The organism is Rhizobium sp. BK275 (assembly GCF_014193555.1).
GTDB lineage: Bacteria > Pseudomonadota > Alphaproteobacteria > Rhizobiales > Rhizobiaceae > Rhizobium.
In genome coordinates, this window is record NZ_JACHZL010000002.1 from 655,753 (window position 1) to 674,512 (window position 18,760).

Below are 18,760 nucleotides of genomic sequence, written 5' to 3' on the forward strand. Positions count from 1 at the left end.
TGCCGCCGGACCTCTGGTGTCAGTTCCTGTTGGCGACGATCACGGGTATCAGCAGATCGCCCCAGTTTCCGTCACCGCCGTGATGCCGGGCAGAGCGCACCAGCTCGACCGAAACACCGGCCTCGACTGCCTTCATCACTGATAGATTCAGCCTGTGCAGATCATTGGCGAGCATGCGGATCACTGCCTGCTGGTCGTCTGTCATGCTGCTTGCCTGTTCTTCCGTCCGTTCGCGGACGCGTGCAAGGGATGCCATAGCGTTTCCTCCTCTATTCGGCAGCCGGTTTGAATTGCGCATGTTCGGTCGATTCCCCCATGGCCGTGGTCGAAGCCCGGCCGCCGGTGATTGCCAGCGACACGGCGTCGAAATAGCCCGTGCCGACTTCACGCTGATGCTTGGTGGCGGTATAGCCGCGCGCCTCGGCGGAGAATTCCGCCTGCTGCAGCTCGCAATAGGCTTCCATCTGCCGCTCGCGATAGCCGCTGGCGAGTTCATACATGCCGTAGTTCAGCTGGTGGAAACCGGCGAGCGTGATGAACTGAAACTTGTAGCCCATGGCACCGAGTTCGCGCTGGAACTTGGCGATGGTCGCATCGTCGAGGTTTTTCTTCCAGTTGAAGGACGGCGAGCAATTATAGGCGAGCAGCTTGCCGGGATGCACCTTGTGTACGCCTTCGGCAAAGCGGCGCGCCTGTTCCAGATCCGGCTTCGACGTTTCGCACCAGATGAGGTCGCAGTGCGGGGCGTAGGCAACGGCGCGCGCAATACAGGGCTCCAGCCCATTGCGTACCTGATAGAAGCCCTCGACCGTTCGACCGGCATCATAATCGACGAAAGGCTGGTCGCGTTCGTCGATATCGGATGTCAGGAGCTTCGCCGCCTCGGCATCCGTGCGGGCAATCACGAGTGTTGCAACGCCCATGACATCGGCCGCAAGCCGTGCGGCATCGAGGTTGCGGATATGGGCTGCGGTCGGGATCAGCACCTTGCCGCCGAGATGGCCGCATTTCTTCTCGGACGCCAGTTGATCCTCGAAGTGAACGCCGGCGGCCCCCGCTTCGATATAGGCCTTCATGATCTCGAAAGCGTTGAGCGGGCCGCCGAAGCCGGCCTCGGCATCGGCGACGATGGGCGCGAACCAGGTCGCGACCGAAAGCCCGTTGCCTTCAGCCGTCTCGATCTGATCGGCGCGCTGCAGCGTGCGGTTGATGCGCTTTGCCAGCTCCGGCCCGGCATTGGCCGGATAGAGCGATTGGTCCGGATACATCGATGATGCCGTGTTGGCGTCGGCCGCGACCTGCCAGCCGGAGAGATAGATCGCCTTCAGCCCGGCGCGCACCATCTGCATGGCCTGGTTGCCCGAGAGCGCGCCGAGCGCGTTGACGAAATTCTCCTCATGCAGAAGCTGCCAGAGCCGCGCAGCTCCCATCTCTGCCAGTGTGTGGCGCAGCGTCACCGAGCCGCGCAGCCGTTCGACTTCCTCAGGCGAATAAGGCCTCTCGATGCCGTCGAAACGTCCGTCAGGTGTATTGCGGATCAGTTTGTAAAAATCTGTCATGCCAATCTCCTCTTTAGCTTTCCAACGCTTGAGCGCTGATGACAGGATTTACAAAATTTGGCCAATTGGCCAGAAGAACCTTTGATTTCAGGCAAGAAAAGGGGTTAAGATGAAGAGGATTTACAGGCTCATTTTGTAATTTTGTAAAAGATTGTAAATAAACGATGTAAAGGATGTGACATGGCTGAACGAAAGATATTCGCGGGGCCAAAGGTCCGGCGCATCCGCAATGCGCTGGCGCTCACGCAGACCGCCATGGCCGAGGCGCTGGAAATCTCCCCCTCTTACCTGAACCTCATCGAACGCAACCAGCGCCCTCTAACAGTACAGTTGCTGCTGAAGCTCTCGGCCGTCTACCGTATCGATCTGGAGGAGTTGCAGGGCGAAACCGCCGGCGGCCTTGGCCAGTTGAAGGAGGTGTTTGCCGATCCGTTGCTGTCAGGTGAGCTGCCGGGCGATCAGGAGCTTGTCGAAGTGGCCGATGCCGCGCCAAATGCGGCAAGCGGCATGATCAAGCTCTATCGCGCCTATCGCGAACAGGCCGCCCGGCTTTCCGATCTGACGGCCCTGATGGTCGGGGAGGGGGGTGCACCTGTCGCTCCCGGCCGCTTGCCTCTGGACGAGGTTAGGGAGGTGCTGGAGCGCCGCTCCGCCTATTTCGAGGATATCGAGGCGGCGGCGGAAAGCTTCACCAACGGACTTGTCGCGGGAGCCAGTCTGAAGGATTGGCTGAAAAGCGAGCGCGGCATCAGTGTCCGCGTCCTGCCCGTCCATGTCATGCCGGATCTGCGTCGTCGTTTCGATCGCCACTCGATGCGTCTTTTCCTCTCCGAACGGCTTTCGGCGACCGAACAGGCGCAGGAAATCGCGATCGAGGTGGCAAGGCTCGCTCTGCGCCAGCAGATCGAAGCCGAACTCGAGGATCTGCCGCTGTCATCCGACGAGGCGCGGCGCATTGCCCGTTTCGAGCTGACGCGCAATGCCGCTCTGGCCTTGACGATGCCCTATGGCGCCTTTCTTCTGGCGGCGCAAAACACCCGCTATGATATCGATCTGATCCGCGCCCGTTTCAGCGTGTCCTTCGCGCAGGCTGCGGCGCGCCTCGTCATGCTGCAGCGTGCCGGTGCCGGCGGCATTCCATTTTTCCTCGTGGAGATCGATGCGGCAGGCCATGTCATCCGCAGGGCTGGAGCGCAGGGTTTTCCGCAGGCGCGCTTCGGCGGCAACTGTCCGAAGCTCAATATCCACGCGGCCTTTCTGGAGCCGGGCAGGATATTGGCCGAGACGGTCGCCATGCCTGACGGTTCAACCTTTCTGACGGTGGCGCGCACGCTTGAAGGGCCGGTTGTGGAATTCGGCGAACGGGTGCGGCGCACGGCATTGCTGCTCGGCTGCGATGCCGCCCTGCGCGACAGTCTGGTCTACGGCCGAAGCGATGCTTCGCCGATCATGATCGGTCCTGCCTGCCGCCTCTGCGAGAGGCGAGGCTGTCTTTCGCGCGCCGAGCCGCCGCTCACCCGTCCGCTCGCTCTGGACGAGACCGCTGCCGGCCTCGGAGCCTTCGATTTTCAGTGATTGTGAAATCATTGACACTGCAGGATTTTGCGCTTGTAGGCGCTGAAAATCCTTCTTAATCTGCAACGTAACCAGAGGGAAGAAGAGGCGTCCGGGGGCGCGATGCCTTTAAAAAAACAGGAGATATCATGAGGTCAAGAATAGCCAATCTGACGGCAGTTGCCGTCGTTGCTCTCCTTGCCGCCGCGCCGGCCTTCGCCCAGGAGCGTGTGGTCAACGTCTACAACTGGTCCGATTATATCGACAACTCGATCCTTGAGGACTTCACCAAGGAAACCGGCATCAAGGTTGTCTACGACACGTTCGATTCCAACGAAACCGTAGAAACCAAGCTGCTTGCCGGCGGCACCGGTTATGACGTCGTCGTTCCGACCGCCGACTTCCTGCAGCGCCAGATCCAGGCCGGCGTCTTCCAGAAGCTCGACAAGTCCAAGCTGCCGAACCTTTCCAACATGTGGGACGTGATTCAGCAGCGCACCGGCGAATATGATCCGGGCAATGAATATGCTGTCGACTACATGTGGGGTACCGACGGTATCGGCTACAATGTCAAGAAGGTCGCCGAAATCCTCGGTCCCGATGTCAAGCCCGGCCTTGAGGTGATCTTCGATCCGAAGGTGGCCGAAAAGTTCAAGGACTGCGGCATCTACGTGCTCGACACGCCGAAGGATGTAATGACGACGGCGCTGCGTTATCTCGGCCTCGACCCGAACTCCACCAAGCCGGAGGATTTCAAGAAGGTTGAGGATCTTCTGACGGCCGTTCGTCCCTATATCCGCAAATTCCATTCGTCCGAATATATCAACGCCCTTGCCAACGGCGATATTTGCATCGCCTTTGGCTACTCCGGCGACATGCTGCAGGCACGCGACCGTGCGTCCGAAGCCAATAACGGCGTCGAAGTGAACTATTCAATCCCGACACAGGGTGCGCAGATGTGGTTCGACATGATGGCGATCCCTGCCGATTCCAAGCATGTGGCCGAAGCACATGAATTCCTGAATTACATGATGAAGCCGGAAGTCATCGCCAAGGCGAGCGATTTCACATTCTATGCCAACGGCAACAAGGCCTCGCAGCAATTCGTCAGCAAGGACGTGCTGGAGGATCCGGCCATCTATCCGACGGATGAGGTGATGAAGGGTCTTTTCACGGTGCGGCCGTGGGATCCGAAGACCCAGCGCACGGCGACGCGAATCTGGACCAAGGTCGTCACTGGCCAGTAAGTCGATACCAGGCCCGGACGGAAACGTCCGGGCCTTTCAATTCCCGGCCCGGGTGGAGGCCGGCTGAAACCTGTATTCGGGGAATAATATGAAGTCTCTCGGTAATATCCGCCGCGCTTTTGCGCCTTGGACCGATCCGTCTGCAAAACCCTTTATCGCTTTCAAGAATGTCACCAAGCGCTTCGGTGATTTTACCGCCGTCAACGATCTGTCGTTGAATATCTATCATCGCGAATTCTTCGCACTGCTCGGCGCGTCCGGCTGCGGCAAGTCCACGCTGTTGCGCATGCTCGCCGGATTCGAACAGCCGACGGCGGGCGAGATCGTTCTCGACGGCACGGACCTGTCGGGTACGCCGCCCTACAAGCGGCCGGTCAACATGATGTTTCAGTCCTACGCTCTTTTCCCGCATATGACGGTCGAGAAGAACATTGCCTTCGGCCTCCGGCAGGATGGCATGCCGAAGGACGAGATAGCCGAGCGCGTGTTGCAGATGCTGAAGCTCGTGAAGCTGGAGCAATTCGCCTCCCGCAAGCCGAACCAGCTCTCCGGCGGTCAGCGCCAGCGTGTGGCGCTGGCCCGCTCGCTCGCCAAGCGCCCGAAAGTGCTTCTGTTGGACGAACCGCTCGGTGCGCTCGACAAGAAGCTGCGCGAGGAAACCCAGTTCGAACTGATGGACCTGCAGCAGAACCTCGGCCTCACCTTTGTCGTCGTCACCCACGACCAGGAAGAAGCGATGACCATGGCCGACCGCATCGCCGTCATGAGCCACGGCAAGGTCGTGCAGGTCGCAACGCCGGCTGAAATCTACGAGGCGCCGAACTCCCGCTTCGTGGCTGACTTCATCGGCGACGTGAATATCTTCGATGGCAAGGTGGCTGCGGCAGAGAATGGTGCAATCGAAATCGCCGTCGAAAGCGGCTTCACGATCCGCATTGCGGGCAACGAAAGCCGGGCTGTTGGCAGCACAGTCGGTTTCGCCATTCGCCCGGAAAAGATCCGCGTCACACGCGCAGCACCGGCCAATGCCTCGGTCAATGCCGCCAAGGGCGAGATCTGGGATATCGCCTATCTCGGCGACATGACCGTCTTCCATATCAAGCTGCCGAGCGGCAAATTCGTCAGAGCCTCTTCCCTCAACGCACAGCGTTCCGTCGACGACCCCTTCACCTATGATCAGGAAGTCTGGGTCTCTTTCGATGAGGATGCCGGCGTGCTGCTGAAGGATTGAGCCCATGCAGACCCTCGCATCGCGCTTCTACAGCCGCCTCGTCATCATCATTCCCTATGCTTGGCTGCTGCTCTTTTTTCTCGCGCCGTTCTTCATCGTCTTCCGCATTTCGCTGTCGACGACGGCGATCGCAATACCACCCTATGAGCCGGTTTTCTCATTTGCCGACGGCTGGAGCGGTTTCTGGGGCAAGGTCGCGACCTTCTCCTTCGACAATTACAGTTATCTGATCGACGACCCGCTCTACTTCAACGCCTATCTGTCGAGCGTCATCATCGCGGCGATTTCCACCTTCCTGATGCTGTTGATCGCCTATCCCATCGCTTACGGCATGGCGCAGGCGCCTCGCACGATCAGGCCGACGCTGCTGATGCTCGTGATCCTGCCCTTCTGGACGAGCTTCCTGATCCGCGTTTATTCCTGGATCGCCATCCTGAAGCCTGAGGGGTTGCTGAACCAGCTTCTCCTGTCACTACACGTCATAGACAGCCCGCTGATCATCCTCAACACCAGCACGGCCGTCTACATCGGCATTATCTATTCCTACCTGCCCTTCATGGTGCTGCCGCTCTATTCGGCGCTCGAAAAGATGGACGGCACGCTGATCGAGGCGGCCCAGGATCTGGGCTGCACGCCGATTCAAGCTTTCTGGCGTGTCACCTTCCCGCTATCGATCCCCGGCGTGATTGCAGGCTGCATGCTGGTCTTCATCCCCGCCGTCGGTGAATTCGTCATCCCGGATCTTCTCGGTGGTTCGCAAACGCTGATGATCGGCAAGACACTCTGGAACGAATTCAATGCCAACAGGGACTGGCCGGTCTCCTCGGCGGTCGCCACCATCCTGCTGCTGATCCTGGTGATCCCTATCGTCTTCTTCCAGAATGCTCAGGCCAAGGCCGAAGAGCGGGGGAAATAAGCCATGCTGAGATGGACCCGTTTCAACATCATCTCTGTCGTGCTGGGTTTTGCCTTCCTCTACCTGCCGATCGTGCTTCTGGTGGTCTTCTCCTTCAACGAGTCGAAGCTTGTCACCGTCTGGGGCGGCTTCTCAACCAAATGGTATGTCTCGCTGCTCTCGAACCAGGCCTTGCTCGATGCAGCCTGGGTGACGATCCGTGTCGGCCTGCTATCGGCCACATTCGCAACCATCCTCGGCACCATGGCAGCGCTGACGCTGGTGCGCTACACGCGCTTCCGGGGGCGCATGCTCTTCTCGGGCATGGTCTATGCACCACTCGTCATGCCGGAGGTCATCACCGGCCTGTCGTTGCTGCTGCTCTTCGTTGCAATCGGTTTCGACCGCGGCTTCTGGACCATCACGCTGGCGCATACGACGCTGACCATGTGTTTCGTCGCCGTCGTCGTCCAGTCACGGCTTCTGAGCTTCGACCAGTCGATCGAGGAGGCAGCCCAGGATCTCGGCGCACCGCCGGTGCGCACTTTCTTCGAAATCACCCTGCCGATCATCTCTCCGGCCGTTTTTTCGGGTTGGATCCTGGCTTTCACCCTGTCGCTGGACGACCTCGTGATCGCAAGCTTCACGTCAGGACCGGGCGCAACCACCCTGCCGATGAAGATCTATAGCCAGGTACGCCTCGGTGTGACGCCCGAAATCAACGCGGTCTGCACCATCCTGATCGCCGTCGTGGCCGTTGGCGTCATCTGCGCATCTGTCGTCACCAAGCGTCGCGAAGTGCAGCGCGAGCGCGATGAGAGGGCTGCGGCGGCGACCGCGTAGAGTAATTCCAGCAAAAGCGTGTAGCGGTTTTGCGTCCGGAATTGCGTGAAGACAAAGGGACGGAGCATCTGCGTGTTTCGAAGAAAAACGGAGATACTCTAGAACTGACCAGGAAAGCGCTAAGGCTGGGTTTTCGTGGGTGCGTTGAACAGCGGCACCGGCGAAATGACAGGGTTCGGCCACGAGCCGCCGATGAAGAAGGGCAGGCGCGGCAGATCGACCGCTTTTGCCGGATCGATCGCCTCCAGCACGCCTGACAGCGCAAGTCCGTTCGACTGATAAGTGATGACGCCTGATAGCGTCAGCGTCTGATCGGAGCCGGCAAATCGCGCATCGTGGATTTCCGCTGTGCCATTGGCAAAGTCGGCCCGAAAATCGAGCTTGCTGAAGGCGAAGGATCCGTTTCCAGTGGAGCTTAGCGCGAAGAACGGCTTCTGCGCTGCCTGGGTGCGGAGTGCGTAGACATCGACACCGGGAATGGAGCCCGCTGCCGTCCAGAACCGGAGCTTGCCGGTTACATCGGCAAGTCCCGTCGTCCAGATCGCCTTCGGCGTCTCCAGCGAAAGGTCGAGGGAGCCGATCGCATGCGGCAGCGGCCCCTTGAGCTGCAATTTCTCGGCCAGCGCATTGAAGTCCGCATTGCGGATCGAAAGCTGCAATTTGCCGCCACCATCGAAATCGCGGCGGGTCGCCTCCAGATGGGCAGTCATTTCGCCGCCCTCGAACTGGCTTTCGCCGATATCGAACTTCGCCTCCTCGCCGGCGACGATCACGCTGGCGCCGACATCAGCAAGCGAGAAGATACCCATCTGCGCCTGTCGCGCCGAAAGCCGCACATCGAGATCGAGAAGCTGCAGCGGTCCGAGAGGGCTCGGTAGCAGCATGTCGCCCAGGCCGCCGGCGGCAAGTCGGAGCGCAAAAGCATCGAGGAACGGCTTGAGGTTCATCTGGTCGAAGGCAAGCGTTCCGCCGATCTTCGGCCGCTTGCCGGTCGCGACGGTGAAATCCATCACGCCGGTGGCGCTCGCATCGTTCAGCGTCATGCTGACATTGTTGAAGCGGAAGCCGTTTGATACTGACGACACATCCGAGGTCATCGAAGCACTCTTCAACGACTCGATCCCCGGGATCGATCTGCCGGACCATTTCAGGAGGGCCGGCACATCCGGAAAGCTGGCGTTGATATTGCCGGAGACCGAGGAGAGGCTCACCATGCTGCCGACGCCCTGGAAACGCGCGGTCATCAGGTTGGAAGCGATCGAGGCCTTCATCTCGGCATTCCTGCCGGCGAAGACGAGCAGTGGTGCGGCCGAGGCAAAATCGACCTTCAGGTCCTGGCCGTTGAAACGGGCGATGAGGACAGCCGAAATTGGCCTCGACAGCTTCGGCCAGGCGATATCGGCTGCGACGCTGTCGAAGTGGTAGATATTGCCCGTCCGTGTGTCGGTCAGGGTCAGCGTGCCGTCTTCCACCGTCACGGCGCCGATATCGGCGTCGAACTTCGGAGCAAGAATCTCGGTGCCGTTGTTGTCCTGCACACCTGCGATGGCCCGCGCCAGAAGGCCGGCATAACTCCAGTCGATCAGGCCGTTCTCGTCACGCGTCAGCGAGAGGTTGGGCCTCAGCAGGTGAAATTCGTGGAAGCGGGTGCGGCCGCGTAGCGCATCGATCAGGCTGAAATCGGCTGAAAGGCTCTCGATGCGGCCGAGCAATTTGTCGCCGCTTCCGCGCGGCTGGCGGATAGTGACGTCGTTGAGCGTAATGCGTGGCGTCGGCCAGAATTCGAGGACCGGATTGCCCTTGATCTCCGCGTGATAGCCCGTCCATTTCGATAGGGCATCCTCGATGCCCGAGCGCACGAAGCCGGTGGAAATAAGATAGGGAGCGGCGATCCTGAGCGCGAGGAAGAAGGCAAGCCCGATTAACAATATGATGGTGGAGACACGGGCAAATGCCGGCAGCCAGCGTGAGACGGGGCCGATCCTTTTTCGCCATCTGCCTTGTCTTGACGTACCCATGAGCTCCGCCGGAACTTCAGCCGGTTACCCGTTATTTTCTGATTTTGCCGGATATATGAAATACCGGGCATATGCAAATCCCACGCACGGCGGATCGCGTCGCTGCACACTTTATAATGCAATGCAGCATGCTATAAGTTCCGCATTGGGGAGGAGGATTGAATGCAGGAAAATCAGCCGCTTTGGAAGCCCACGAAAGATGGGATCGAAAATAGCCCGATCCATGCTTTTATGCAGCGCTGCAATGGAGACTTCGGTCTCGCCTTGAAAGGCTTTGAGGATCTGCATGCCTGGTCGATCGCCGATCGGGAGAGTTTCTGGTCGGCCTTGTGGGATTTCTGTGGCGTGAAGGGAGAGCGCGGCGCGGATATTCTCGTGAATGGCGACCGCATGCTGGAAGCGCGCTTCTTTCCTGAGGCGCGCCTGAACTTTGCCGAAAACCTGCTGAGCGCAAGCGGGCCGGGCGATGCCATCGTTTTCCGCGGTGAGGACAAGGTCGAAGACCGCTGGTCATGGGATCGCCTGCGCGCGCTTGTATCGCAGCTCCAGCAGGGTTTTCGCGTACTCGGCATCGGCGAGGGCGACCGTGTCGCTGCCATGATGCCGAATATGCCGGAAACGATAGCAGCAATACTCGCGGTAACCTCGATCGGCGCCATCTGGTCCTCCTGTTCGCCCGATTTCGGCGAGCAGGGTGTACTGGACCGTTTCGGCCAGATCGCGCCGAAGCTGTTCATCGCCTGCGACGCCTATTGGTACAATGGCAAGCTCCAGGACGTGAAGCAGAAGGTGGCAAACGTCGCAAAGAGTCTCGGCGCACCGACCATTGTCGTTCATTATGCCGGCGATGCCGAAGAGGTCGCGCGCGAGACCGCCGGTGGCAAGACGCTTGCCGAATTCATCGCTCCCTACGAGCCGATGCAGATCGACTTCGTGCAGCTGCCCTTCGCCCATCCGGCCTATATTCTGTTTTCCTCGGGCACAACAGGCGTGCCGAAATGCATCGTGCATTCGGCCGGCGGTACACTTCTCCAGCATCTGAAGGAGCATCGCCTTCACTGTGGCCTGCAGCCGGGGGACAAGCTTTTCTATTTCACCACCTGCGGCTGGATGATGTGGAACTGGCTGGCAAGCGGCCTTGCCTCCGGTGCCACGCTCTGCCTTTTCGACGGATCGCCTTTCGCGCCTGATGGCAATGTGCTCTTCGACTATGCGGCCGAGGAGAAATTCGCGATTTTCGGGACCTCGGCCAAATATATAGACGCCGTGCGCAAGAGTGGACTGACGCCGCGCACGAGCCATGATCTGTCGAGCTTGCGGCTGATCACGTCCACCGGTTCGCCGCTGTCGCCTGAAGGTTTCGCCTTCGTCTATGAAGGGATCAAGGAAGACGTTCAGCTTGCCTCGATTTCGGGTGGCACCGACATCGTGTCCTGCTTCGTGCTCGGCAATCCGCTTCAGCCTGTCTGGCGCGGTGAGATCCAGGGAGCAGGCCTCGGTCTTGCCGTCGATGTCTGGAATGACGAAGGCAGGCCGGTCCGTCGGGAAAAGGGCGAGCTGGTTTGCACCAAGGCCTTCCCATCAATGCCGGTCATGTTCTGGAACGATCCTGACGGTGCCAAGTACCACGCCGCCTATTTCGAGCGCTTCGACAATGTCTGGTGCCACGGCGATTTTGCCGAATGGACCGAACATGGCGGCCTGATCATTCACGGCCGTTCGGATGCGACGCTCAATCCCGGCGGCGTGCGCATCGGCACGGCGGAAATCTACAATCAGGTCGAGCAGATGGACGAAGTGGCCGAGGCACTCTGCATCGGCCAGGACTGGGATGACGACGTGCGCGTCGTGCTCTTCGTCCGTCTGGCGTCCGGCGTGGCGCTCACCGAGGATCTGGTAAAGGCGATCAAGACTCGCATCCGTGTCGGCGCCTCTCCCCGCCACGTTCCGGCCAAGATCATCGCGGTCGCCGATATCCCGCGCACCAAGTCCGGCAAGATCGTCGAACTTGCCGTGCGCGAGGTCGTCCACGGCCGGCCGGTGAAAAATCAGGAGGCACTCGCCAATCCCGAGGCGCTCGAGCTCTTTGCCGGGCTGGAAGAGCTGAAGGTTTGATAGCGGCTGCTAAACTACAAGCTTTTGTCGTTGATCAATTCTGTCCTTTGGAAACCTTTCGTTAAGAAAGGTTTGTCAAAGGTGAAGCCAACTTGGAGACCATACATGAAGAGATGGTCTGGAACTGCGGTTCCCGAAACATGACGTTATCAGACTAAGCTCTTGTTTTACCAGCACCAACTCTCGAAGGCAGCCATTGGCTGCCTTTTCTTTGAAGAGTAATTCCGGCAAAAGTGTCCAGCGGTTTTGCGTCCGGAACGCGTGAAAATAGATGCCTCAGCCCGCCAGCACGCGTTGCGACGGGAAGGTGATTTCCACCAGCGTGCCTTCGTTCGGCGCGGAATTGATCGAGAAAATCGCCCTGTTGGCATCGACCATCGCCTTGGTGAGCGGCAGGCCGAGACCGGTGCCGTCGCCGCGATGGCGCGACTGCGTGGACGAAACCTGGCGGAATGGTTTCATCGCCTGATCGAGCTCGCTGCGCGTCATGCCGATGCCGGTATCGCGCACCCGCATCGCCACGCTGCCGTTCGCCTCATAGGAGGTGGAAACGACGATCTGTCCGCCTGATGGCGTAAAGCGGATGGCGTTCGACAGGATGTTCAGTGCGATCTGCTTGATCGAGCGCAGGTCAGCAACGACATCGGGCACCGACTGCGAAAGGGCAGTGCGGATGATGACTCGCTGGCTGTTTGCCTGCGGCTGCACCAGTGCCACTGCTTCAGAGATCGCGTCGTTGAGGCCGACGGAGGCGAAGTCGAGATCCATCTCGCCCGCTTCGATCTTGGAAATATCGAGCAGGTCGTTGACGATGTCGAGGACATGCCGGCCGGAGCGGCCGATGTCGTTTGCGTATTCGATATAGCGCGGATGGCCGATCGGCCCGAAGCGTTCGCTCGCCATCATATCTGAAAAGCCGATGATGGCGTTGAGCGGCGTACGGATCTCATGGCTGACACGCGCAAGGAAATCCGTCTTGTGGGCATTGGCGGTTTCGGCTGCACCCTTGGCATTGCGCAACTCGTCTTCGGTGCGCTTCCACTGGGTGATGTCGCGGATGACGGCACAATAGCCGTTGGATGAGGTCAGGCGGCCCATGGTCATGAACAGCGGCACGAAACCGCCGGCGGCCTCGCGGCCAATTACCTCGCGTCCGTCGTTCAGCACGCTTGCCACTCCGTGGCCGGAAAGCCCGTGCAGATAGTCGAGCACCGCCTTCTGGCTCTCATGCGCAAACAGCATGACGAAGGGTTTGCCGCGCGTTTCCTCCTCGTCGTAGTTGAAGAGGGCGCTTGCCGAGCGGTTCATCGAGCGGATATCGCCTTCCGTGCCGATGACGACGACGCCGTCGGTTGCCGTCTCCAGGATCGAGCGCAGCTCCTCCACCTCGACCTGCAGCTTGGCGACCTTCTCCACCATCCGGTCGGAGCGCTGGTCGAGGCGGATAACCTCGCCTCTGCCTTCTTCCCGGTTTTCGACCGGCATCAGCGCCAGCATCAGGGCGTTGGAATCTTCCCAGCGAACCGATTGCAGACGTGCCGTGACCGGCACAAGCCTGTCATCGGCCTTGACGAGCATCATCGTGCCCGAACCGTTTTCGAGGTCGTGGCGCTGCAGCAATGCATCGATGCCGCCGACTTCGGAGAGGGCTTCGACGGAATCGTAGCCCGTCAGCCGCAGGAATTCCGGATTGCCATGGATCAGTTGGTCGCCGGCATGGATCAGCACGGCAACAGGCAGCAGATCGACCGTCGCAGCCGAAAGGCCGTCCGTCATCTTCACACGCGGCGGAATGAAGCTGGTCAGAACCTCGATCTGGCTGACCGTCTCCTGCAGACCCTCGGTCACGTCGTCTTCGGCTACGGTGATCTCCTCGGCCTTTGCATCAGCTTCCTCCGCAGCCTCGAAAATCGCTCCCTGCGGAGCTGTCTGCTCAGTGACAGGCGTTTCGGCAGCGGTTTCTTCTACGACCGATGCTTTCTCGACATCAGGTTCCGGCTGCGATGCGACGACCGGCTCATCGCCACGCGCACCGAAGGCTTCGAGGCGCTTGGCGATCTCACGGAAATTCGCCTGCTCGGCAGCCGTCAGGCCGTTGCCGGCGCCGTGAAGCTGCACGATCTTGTCGGTGAAGCGGCGGTTGGGCGTTTCGGAAATGCGAAGGGCCGGCGGTTCGTCCTGGGTATTCCGCGGCTGCAGCTCTTCCTGCTGCTCGGCGAGATCGGGCTCGGAGGCGGACTGATATCCGACGGCAGGTTCCGGTGCTGCCGTCTCTTCCGGGAAGGTTACTTCCGTCGCCGCTTCCACTTGCGGTATGGTATACTCTTCGGAAACAGGTTCCGGATTCACCGCTTCTTCGGCCTGCGGCGCAGCTTCGGCAATGACTTCAGTCTGCTCCTCCGGCTGTTCAGGCGCTTCCTGTGCGATCTCTTCCGACGCAGTTTCATTGGCCAGGCCAAGATGGGATACATCATGGCCGATGCCGTCAGGTCCGAGCGTCAGGCCGAGAGCGAGGGGATCTTCCTGGGCGTCCGACAGGCGTACCACGCCGAAGCCGCGGAAACCATCGAAGTCGCGGTTGCGCGTATAGGTCGGCAGGGCGGCCAGATCGACGGGTACCACGAGGCTTGTGCCCTCGATCGGCCAGTAGATCGTCTTGCCGGACCAGGTATCGCGCCGCGCTAAGGCCTCGGAAAGCTTGGCTTCCGGATCGAGGTTGAAGAGGGCGGCGACATCGGAAAAAGCGCTGCCGATGATGTTGCTCGCGTGCGGGCCGACGGCCTCGGCAAATTCATGAGAAACTTCGCTGAAGCGGCCTTCCGCGTCGATCTTCCAGACGAAGCGGGTGGCACGGCTGTTCGGTTTGAAGACGAAGCTGCTCTTCTTCGGGGCGGTTGCAGGCTCTTCCGGCACGACAGGTGCCGCTGCGAAGTTTTCGGCAACGGAAGCGGCCGGCTCAATCTGTTCGGCAACCGGAACCTCTGCGTTTGCCTCTACGGTTTCTTCCTCGGGAACAGACGCTTCGGTCGGCTGCTCGACCTGCTCGCCGGCGTCCTCGACGACGACTGTTTCAGGTTCGGAAATGGCCTGATTTGCCGGCTGCTCGGACTGGGCTTCGACTGGTTCGCTCACCTCAACCGGGTCCCCGGTCTCGCCGGTGATCTCTTCCAGCGTCTCCTCAACCTCTTCAATGCCGGAAACTGCGTCGATGGCCTCCGCTTCCGTAAAGCCTGCCACAGGTGCTGCAACACCAGGAATTTCATGCGCTGCGGCTTCTGCTGGTGCAGTTTCCTGCGGCGCAGTCTCTTCAGTATTGGCAGAGGGTTCGATCGGGTCGAGGTGACCGATCACCGTTTCGACCGCGAAGAGAAGATGGAGTGCCGGCTCGTCGTTGAGTTTACCAACGGCAGCCGGCAAATAACCACGGCCGGTCGCAACCGGGCGCTTCACCAGGCGGTCCGGTTGGGCGCCGGCAAGCGTGATGAGCGTCCTTGCCGCCTGCTGTGTGATGCCGAGCGAGGCAAAACCTGGCGAAGCGGCAATGACTTCGCCTTCCGCTCCGATCACGGCCATATGTGTATCCGGGTCATCGAGGCCCTGAAGCATCTGCGCAGCACTTGCGCCTGCCGTCAGCGAGTGCGCGGAGACCGGAACGGAAAACAGGATGGCCTTCTCGCCCGAAGCGAGACGGATGAGCTCCGATGACGCCGGCGCCTGAACGCGCTGAAAGCCCTTGGCGATGCGGATGATGAAGGTTTTCTGGTCGCCGATCTCGCCAAGCTGGCGGGCAGCCGCCTCGAGCTGGCGGAAGGTGATGTCGGCATGGCCGACGCCCTGATCGAGCAGGTCATAAACCGCTGCATGGCCAAACAGCTCGGCGCCGGCACCGTTCGCCCAGAGCAAACGTGTGAGATCTGCAGAGAAAAGCACCATGGCCTCGCCACGCGAGAATCGTTCACGCACCCGCGCATGCACAGCAATGTCGATGAACGGATACTGGACTGCGGGCATGATCGAACCTGTCGCTTTCGGCCTCTTGAAATTAACTGCTTATTAATAACTGCAGGTCTGCGACCGGTCCAGAAGAGCGGGGAGCTTTCGGCCGGCAAGGTTAACGTATTGTGCAGCGCACAATGATGTTGCAATGCACAATAAGATGCGCTATATAAGATTTATCCAATTTATTGCGGCAGGGGATCTGCCCATCTCAAAGGACGCTATCCGATGGCTACCATAAAGACCGACGACGTTTTTTCAATTGCCTCTTTCGACCCGAGCAAGCTGGCTGAGTCCTTCCGCGACTTTGCCGAAAAGGGTGCTCAGCAGTCCAAGGAAGCCTATGCCAAGCTGAAGTCCGCAGGCGAAGAAGCCGGCAAGACGCTGGAAGCTACGGTACAGACCGCGCAGGCCGGCAGCGTTGAAATCGGCCTCAAGGCGATCGACGCGCTCCGCGTCAATGCCGAAAGCTCGCTCTCCCACATGGAAGCGCTTCTCGGCGTCAAGTCCGTCGCCGAATTCGTCGAACTGCAGACCTCTTTCCTGCGCAAGCAGGCTGAACTGACCGTCGAGCAGGCGAAGTCGCTGCAGGAAACCACCAAGCTGGTTGCCGAGAAGGTCGCAAAGCCTTCCAAGGAAGCTGCTGAAAAGGTCATGGCATCCTTCAAGGTCGCCTGATCTCCTATGCTCGATAGGCAATAAAGGCTGGACTGCGCGTTCAGCCTTTTTGTATATTGAGTGCAAATCGGGGCTTGAATTAAAGTTCAAGTCCTCGTATGTGACCCCCGTCGCGCCGAGCGTGACATTGTGCGGTTGTAGCTCAGTTGGTTAGAGCGCAGGTTTGTGGCACCTGAGGTCGGAGGTTCGAGACCCCCCAACCGTACCATTCTCTCCCATAAGTTGGTTTTCCTGTTCGGCAATGCACGGCATCGGCGCTTTTTGATGCCAAAATGACGCCTGCTCGCATTTTGCTATTGCCGTTAACATTCGTTTACCTATTTATGTGCGGTGCGATGCAGCAATTGCCCAATGTTTTCGTTGCATTGCGAAATGCTGGCGGCCTGCCGCCTGGGGGTAGGGACAATCCACCGAGGCATTAAGGAGAATTTGATGTCCATTTCTGTTCAGAACATAGAGGAATCGACCGCTGTTTCCCCGATCGACGTGGCAGCTGCGGTTAAGGGCGCGCGCAGTGCGGTTGGCTACAGCATTGAAGATCTCGCAGTGACCTGCGGTCTGGCCAATGGCGAAATCCTCGAAATCGAAAATGGCGAAAGTGCCGATCCGGCAAAGCTGAGGCGTATTGCTGCAGCCCTGCAGGTTCCGATTTCCGCCTTTCTGCATATCTGACGAGGCGACAGGGCCGATCGGCATTTTCTGATCGGCCGTCGTCCCCTTTTTACGGGACATGGTTGGAACTCTTGCGCCTCCCGCGCCGTTCAACGGTCGACGGGAGTATGTGTATGTCCAAGACCCTTCTTTACGGCGCAACCAAGATCGATGAGACGAATGCCGCCTATGCGGCTGTCGCAAGTCTCGAACGGTTCCAATGGAAGAACCGCGTCTTCATTGTGATTGCCGATCGGGACAATTCCCGCGCCGCCCGTCAGGAAAACCAGCTGCTTGCCGATCGCGTCGCTCTTGAGGAACGGGATATGGTTATTCTCAGGCTTGCCGGATCGAGCATAAAGCCGCTCTTCGGAAGCGGCGATGGGCTGAACGGCGAGGCGCTCCGACAGGAGCTGGACGCGCCGGACACAGGCGAATTTGCAGCCTTCCTGCTTGGCAAGGATGGCACCGTGAAGCTGAAGGTCAGCGAGCCAATCAGCGCAGGCGAACTTTTCGCCATCATCGACAGCATGCCGGTGCGCGCTGCCGAAGCCGTCAGACAAGACCAGTAATTCAATATTGCAATCGTAAAGGAGCCGGCCATGTCCGTCCCGAACGAACCTATCCCCGACCAGCCGCCGATGCCTACGCCGGGCTGGAAGCCGGAACCGCCGATCAAGGAGCCGGAACCTGATCGCCTGCCGGATGAAACGCCGCTTCCCAATCCTGATGAGAACGAGGAACCGGCAAGGCATCTGGAAAACCATTTTTAGAGGAAGATCTGCCTTTCCTCATCGACGAGTTCCCGAAGGAAGTCGATGACGCTGCGCACGCGCACCAGATCGCGCGCGCTTTCGTGATAGGTCGTCCAGTAGGCGCGCCGGATGGATACCTGCGGCAGGATGCGCACCAGTTCCTGGTATTGCCGGGCGATATAGTCGTGCAGGATACCGATGCCGGCGCCGGAGCGCACGGCCTCGGTCTGGCCGATCGCAGTCGAGATCTCGAACCCCGCATCCCAGCTGCGCATCACCTCGCCAGAGAAATTCAGGGAAGCAGTGAAGATCAGGTCTTCGACATAGCCGATGCGCGGATGGGCCTTCAAGGCATCGATATCCTCGGGCTTTCCACGCTGCGCCAGATAATCCCCCGATGCGTAGAGGCCGAGCGTATAATCGGTCAGCTTGGACGAGACGAGCCGTCCCTGTTCCGGCCGTTCCAGCGTGATGGCGATATCTGCCTCACGCTGAGACAGCGAGAAGGAGCGCGGTACCGGCACGAGCTGGATCTTCAATTCCGGATGGCGCTCGATCAGCCGGCCCATGCGCGGCGCAAGAAAGGAGACTCCGAACCCATCGGGTGCGCCGACGCGCACCGTTCCGGCAATGGCCGTATCCGTGTGGCCGAGATTGGCCTGCGCGGCGAGCATTTCCGTTTCCATCCGTTCTGCCGACGCAAGAAAGACTGCGCCTTCGGCGGTCAGTTCGCAGCCATTCGTCCGGCGGATGAAAAGCCGCGTTTTCAGCGCCTCTTCCAGTGACGTCAGCCGGCGCGAGAGCGTGGCGTGATTGAGCCCCAGCCTCTTCGACGCAGCGAGGATCTGCCCGGTGCGGGCGACGGCTAGGAAAATGCGAACGTCATCCCAGTTCATCACTTTGAACGCATCGCAATCGGATCGACGTCGATGAGGGTCAGCGCTCTCACCATTCCGGCCGTCTCGATTTTGTATTTAAGGAAATGCGGCGTCTGCAGATGAGCTTCATATGCTTCCCTGTTGGCATAGACTTCGAGGATGCGGATCTTGTTCGGATGATCTCTGATGGAAACGGCATTCAGCGAAAGCACACCGTCTTCCAGCGCGATGGATGCTTCGATTTCCTCGGTCAGCAGCGCGCGATAAGTTTCGATCGTGCCCGGATCGATCTCCAGTTCCGCCATCCTGACGACAGGTTTCCCGCTCATCGGTTCGACCT

The 18,760-nt window shown here is 59.7% G+C and carries 16 protein-coding genes and 1 tRNA gene; 11 read left to right on the top strand and 6 right to left on the bottom strand.

Annotation, left to right across the window (positions count from 1 at the left end; translation table 11 throughout):
* Positions 1 to 19 precede the first annotated feature (19 nt).
* Positions 20 to 256 carry a hypothetical protein gene (locus tag FHT82_RS09115; RefSeq protein WP_183728715.1) on the bottom strand — a complete coding sequence of 79 codons (237 nt, stop codon included), beginning with the start codon at positions 254 to 256 and terminating at the stop codon, positions 20 to 22.
* Between the two features lie 13 nt (positions 257 to 269).
* On the bottom strand, positions 270 to 1,559 hold the full coding sequence (gene aceA / locus FHT82_RS09120; protein ID WP_183728718.1) for an isocitrate lyase: 1,290 nt from the start codon (positions 1,557 to 1,559) through the stop codon (positions 270 to 272).
* Positions 1,560 to 1,739: 180 nt separating this feature from the next.
* Between aceA and FHT82_RS09125 the strand changes: the two genes are divergently transcribed.
* The 5 genes from FHT82_RS09125 to FHT82_RS09145 all read left to right on the top strand — a co-directional run bounded on the left by FHT82_RS09125 (position 1,740) and on the right by FHT82_RS09145 (position 7,329).
* On the top strand, positions 1,740 to 3,134 hold the full coding sequence (locus FHT82_RS09125) for an XRE family transcriptional regulator (protein WP_183728721.1): 1,395 nt from the start codon (positions 1,740 to 1,742) through the stop codon (positions 3,132 to 3,134).
* 128 nt (positions 3,135 to 3,262) lie between these two features.
* The gene (locus FHT82_RS09130; protein WP_183728724.1) at positions 3,263 to 4,360 is read left to right on the top strand and encodes a polyamine ABC transporter substrate-binding protein; all 1,098 of its coding nucleotides are present in this window, start codon (positions 3,263 to 3,265) and stop codon (positions 4,358 to 4,360) included.
* An 88-nt stretch (positions 4,361 to 4,448) separates the two neighbouring features.
* On the top strand, positions 4,449 to 5,591 hold the full coding sequence (locus tag FHT82_RS09135; RefSeq protein ID WP_183728728.1) for an ABC transporter ATP-binding protein: 1,143 nt from the start codon (positions 4,449 to 4,451) through the stop codon (positions 5,589 to 5,591).
* 4 nt (positions 5,592 to 5,595) lie between these two features.
* Positions 5,596 to 6,507, top strand: coding sequence for an ABC transporter permease subunit (locus tag FHT82_RS09140; protein ID WP_183728731.1), 912 nt, complete (start codon positions 5,596 to 5,598; stop codon positions 6,505 to 6,507).
* 3 nt (positions 6,508 to 6,510) lie between these two features.
* Positions 6,511 to 7,329, top strand: coding sequence for an ABC transporter permease (locus tag FHT82_RS09145; RefSeq protein WP_183728734.1), 819 nt, complete (start codon positions 6,511 to 6,513; stop codon positions 7,327 to 7,329).
* Between the two features lie 119 nt (positions 7,330 to 7,448).
* Here FHT82_RS09145 and FHT82_RS09150 read toward each other — a convergent pair whose 3' ends face one another.
* A complete protein-coding gene (locus FHT82_RS09150) occupies positions 7,449 to 9,347 on the bottom strand; it encodes an AsmA-like C-terminal region-containing protein (protein ID WP_183728737.1) in 1,899 nt (632 codons plus the stop codon).
* Between the two features lie 162 nt (positions 9,348 to 9,509).
* Between FHT82_RS09150 and FHT82_RS09155 the strand changes: the two genes are divergently transcribed.
* Positions 9,510 to 11,462: an acetoacetate--CoA ligase gene (locus FHT82_RS09155; RefSeq protein ID WP_183728740.1), complete on the top strand. Its 1,953-nt coding sequence runs from the start codon at positions 9,510 to 9,512 to the stop codon at positions 11,460 to 11,462.
* 276 nt (positions 11,463 to 11,738) lie between these two features.
* Here the strand turns inward: FHT82_RS09155 and FHT82_RS09160 are convergent, their stop codons facing one another.
* The gene (locus FHT82_RS09160) at positions 11,739 to 15,473 is read right to left on the bottom strand and encodes a PAS domain-containing sensor histidine kinase (protein ID WP_183728743.1); all 3,735 of its coding nucleotides are present in this window, start codon (positions 15,471 to 15,473) and stop codon (positions 11,739 to 11,741) included.
* Between the two features lie 213 nt (positions 15,474 to 15,686).
* Here FHT82_RS09160 and FHT82_RS09165 point away from each other — a divergent pair, with 213 nt between their 5' ends.
* The 5 genes from FHT82_RS09165 (at position 15,687) to FHT82_RS09185 (ending at position 17,560) form a co-directional block, all read left to right on the top strand.
* On the top strand, positions 15,687 to 16,136 hold the full coding sequence (locus FHT82_RS09165) for a phasin (protein WP_183728746.1): 450 nt from the start codon (positions 15,687 to 15,689) through the stop codon (positions 16,134 to 16,136).
* A gap of 131 nt (positions 16,137 to 16,267) precedes the next feature.
* A tRNA-His gene (locus FHT82_RS09170) sits at positions 16,268 to 16,344 on the top strand.
* Positions 16,345 to 16,568: 224 nt separating this feature from the next.
* Positions 16,569 to 16,808 (top strand): helix-turn-helix transcriptional regulator, encoded by a 240-nt coding sequence (locus FHT82_RS09175; protein WP_183728749.1) that lies wholly within the window; start codon positions 16,569 to 16,571, stop codon positions 16,806 to 16,808.
* A 113-nt stretch (positions 16,809 to 16,921) separates the two neighbouring features.
* On the top strand, positions 16,922 to 17,359 hold the full coding sequence (locus FHT82_RS09180; RefSeq protein WP_183728751.1) for a DUF4174 domain-containing protein: 438 nt from the start codon (positions 16,922 to 16,924) through the stop codon (positions 17,357 to 17,359).
* Positions 17,360 to 17,389: 30 nt separating this feature from the next.
* Positions 17,390 to 17,560: a hypothetical protein gene (locus tag FHT82_RS09185; protein ID WP_183728753.1), complete on the top strand. Its 171-nt coding sequence runs from the start codon at positions 17,390 to 17,392 to the stop codon at positions 17,558 to 17,560.
* Here FHT82_RS09185 and FHT82_RS09190 read toward each other — a convergent pair.
* The gene (locus tag FHT82_RS09190) at positions 17,557 to 18,438 is read right to left on the bottom strand and encodes a LysR family transcriptional regulator (RefSeq protein ID WP_183729231.1); all 882 of its coding nucleotides are present in this window, start codon (positions 18,436 to 18,438) and stop codon (positions 17,557 to 17,559) included. The genes FHT82_RS09185 and FHT82_RS09190 overlap by 4 nt on opposite strands.
* On the bottom strand, positions 18,438 to 18,749 hold the full coding sequence (locus FHT82_RS09195) for a putative quinol monooxygenase (protein ID WP_183728756.1): 312 nt from the start codon (positions 18,747 to 18,749) through the stop codon (positions 18,438 to 18,440). Before FHT82_RS09195 ends, FHT82_RS09190 begins: the two co-directional genes overlap by 1 nt.
* Positions 18,750 to 18,760 lie beyond the last annotated feature (11 nt).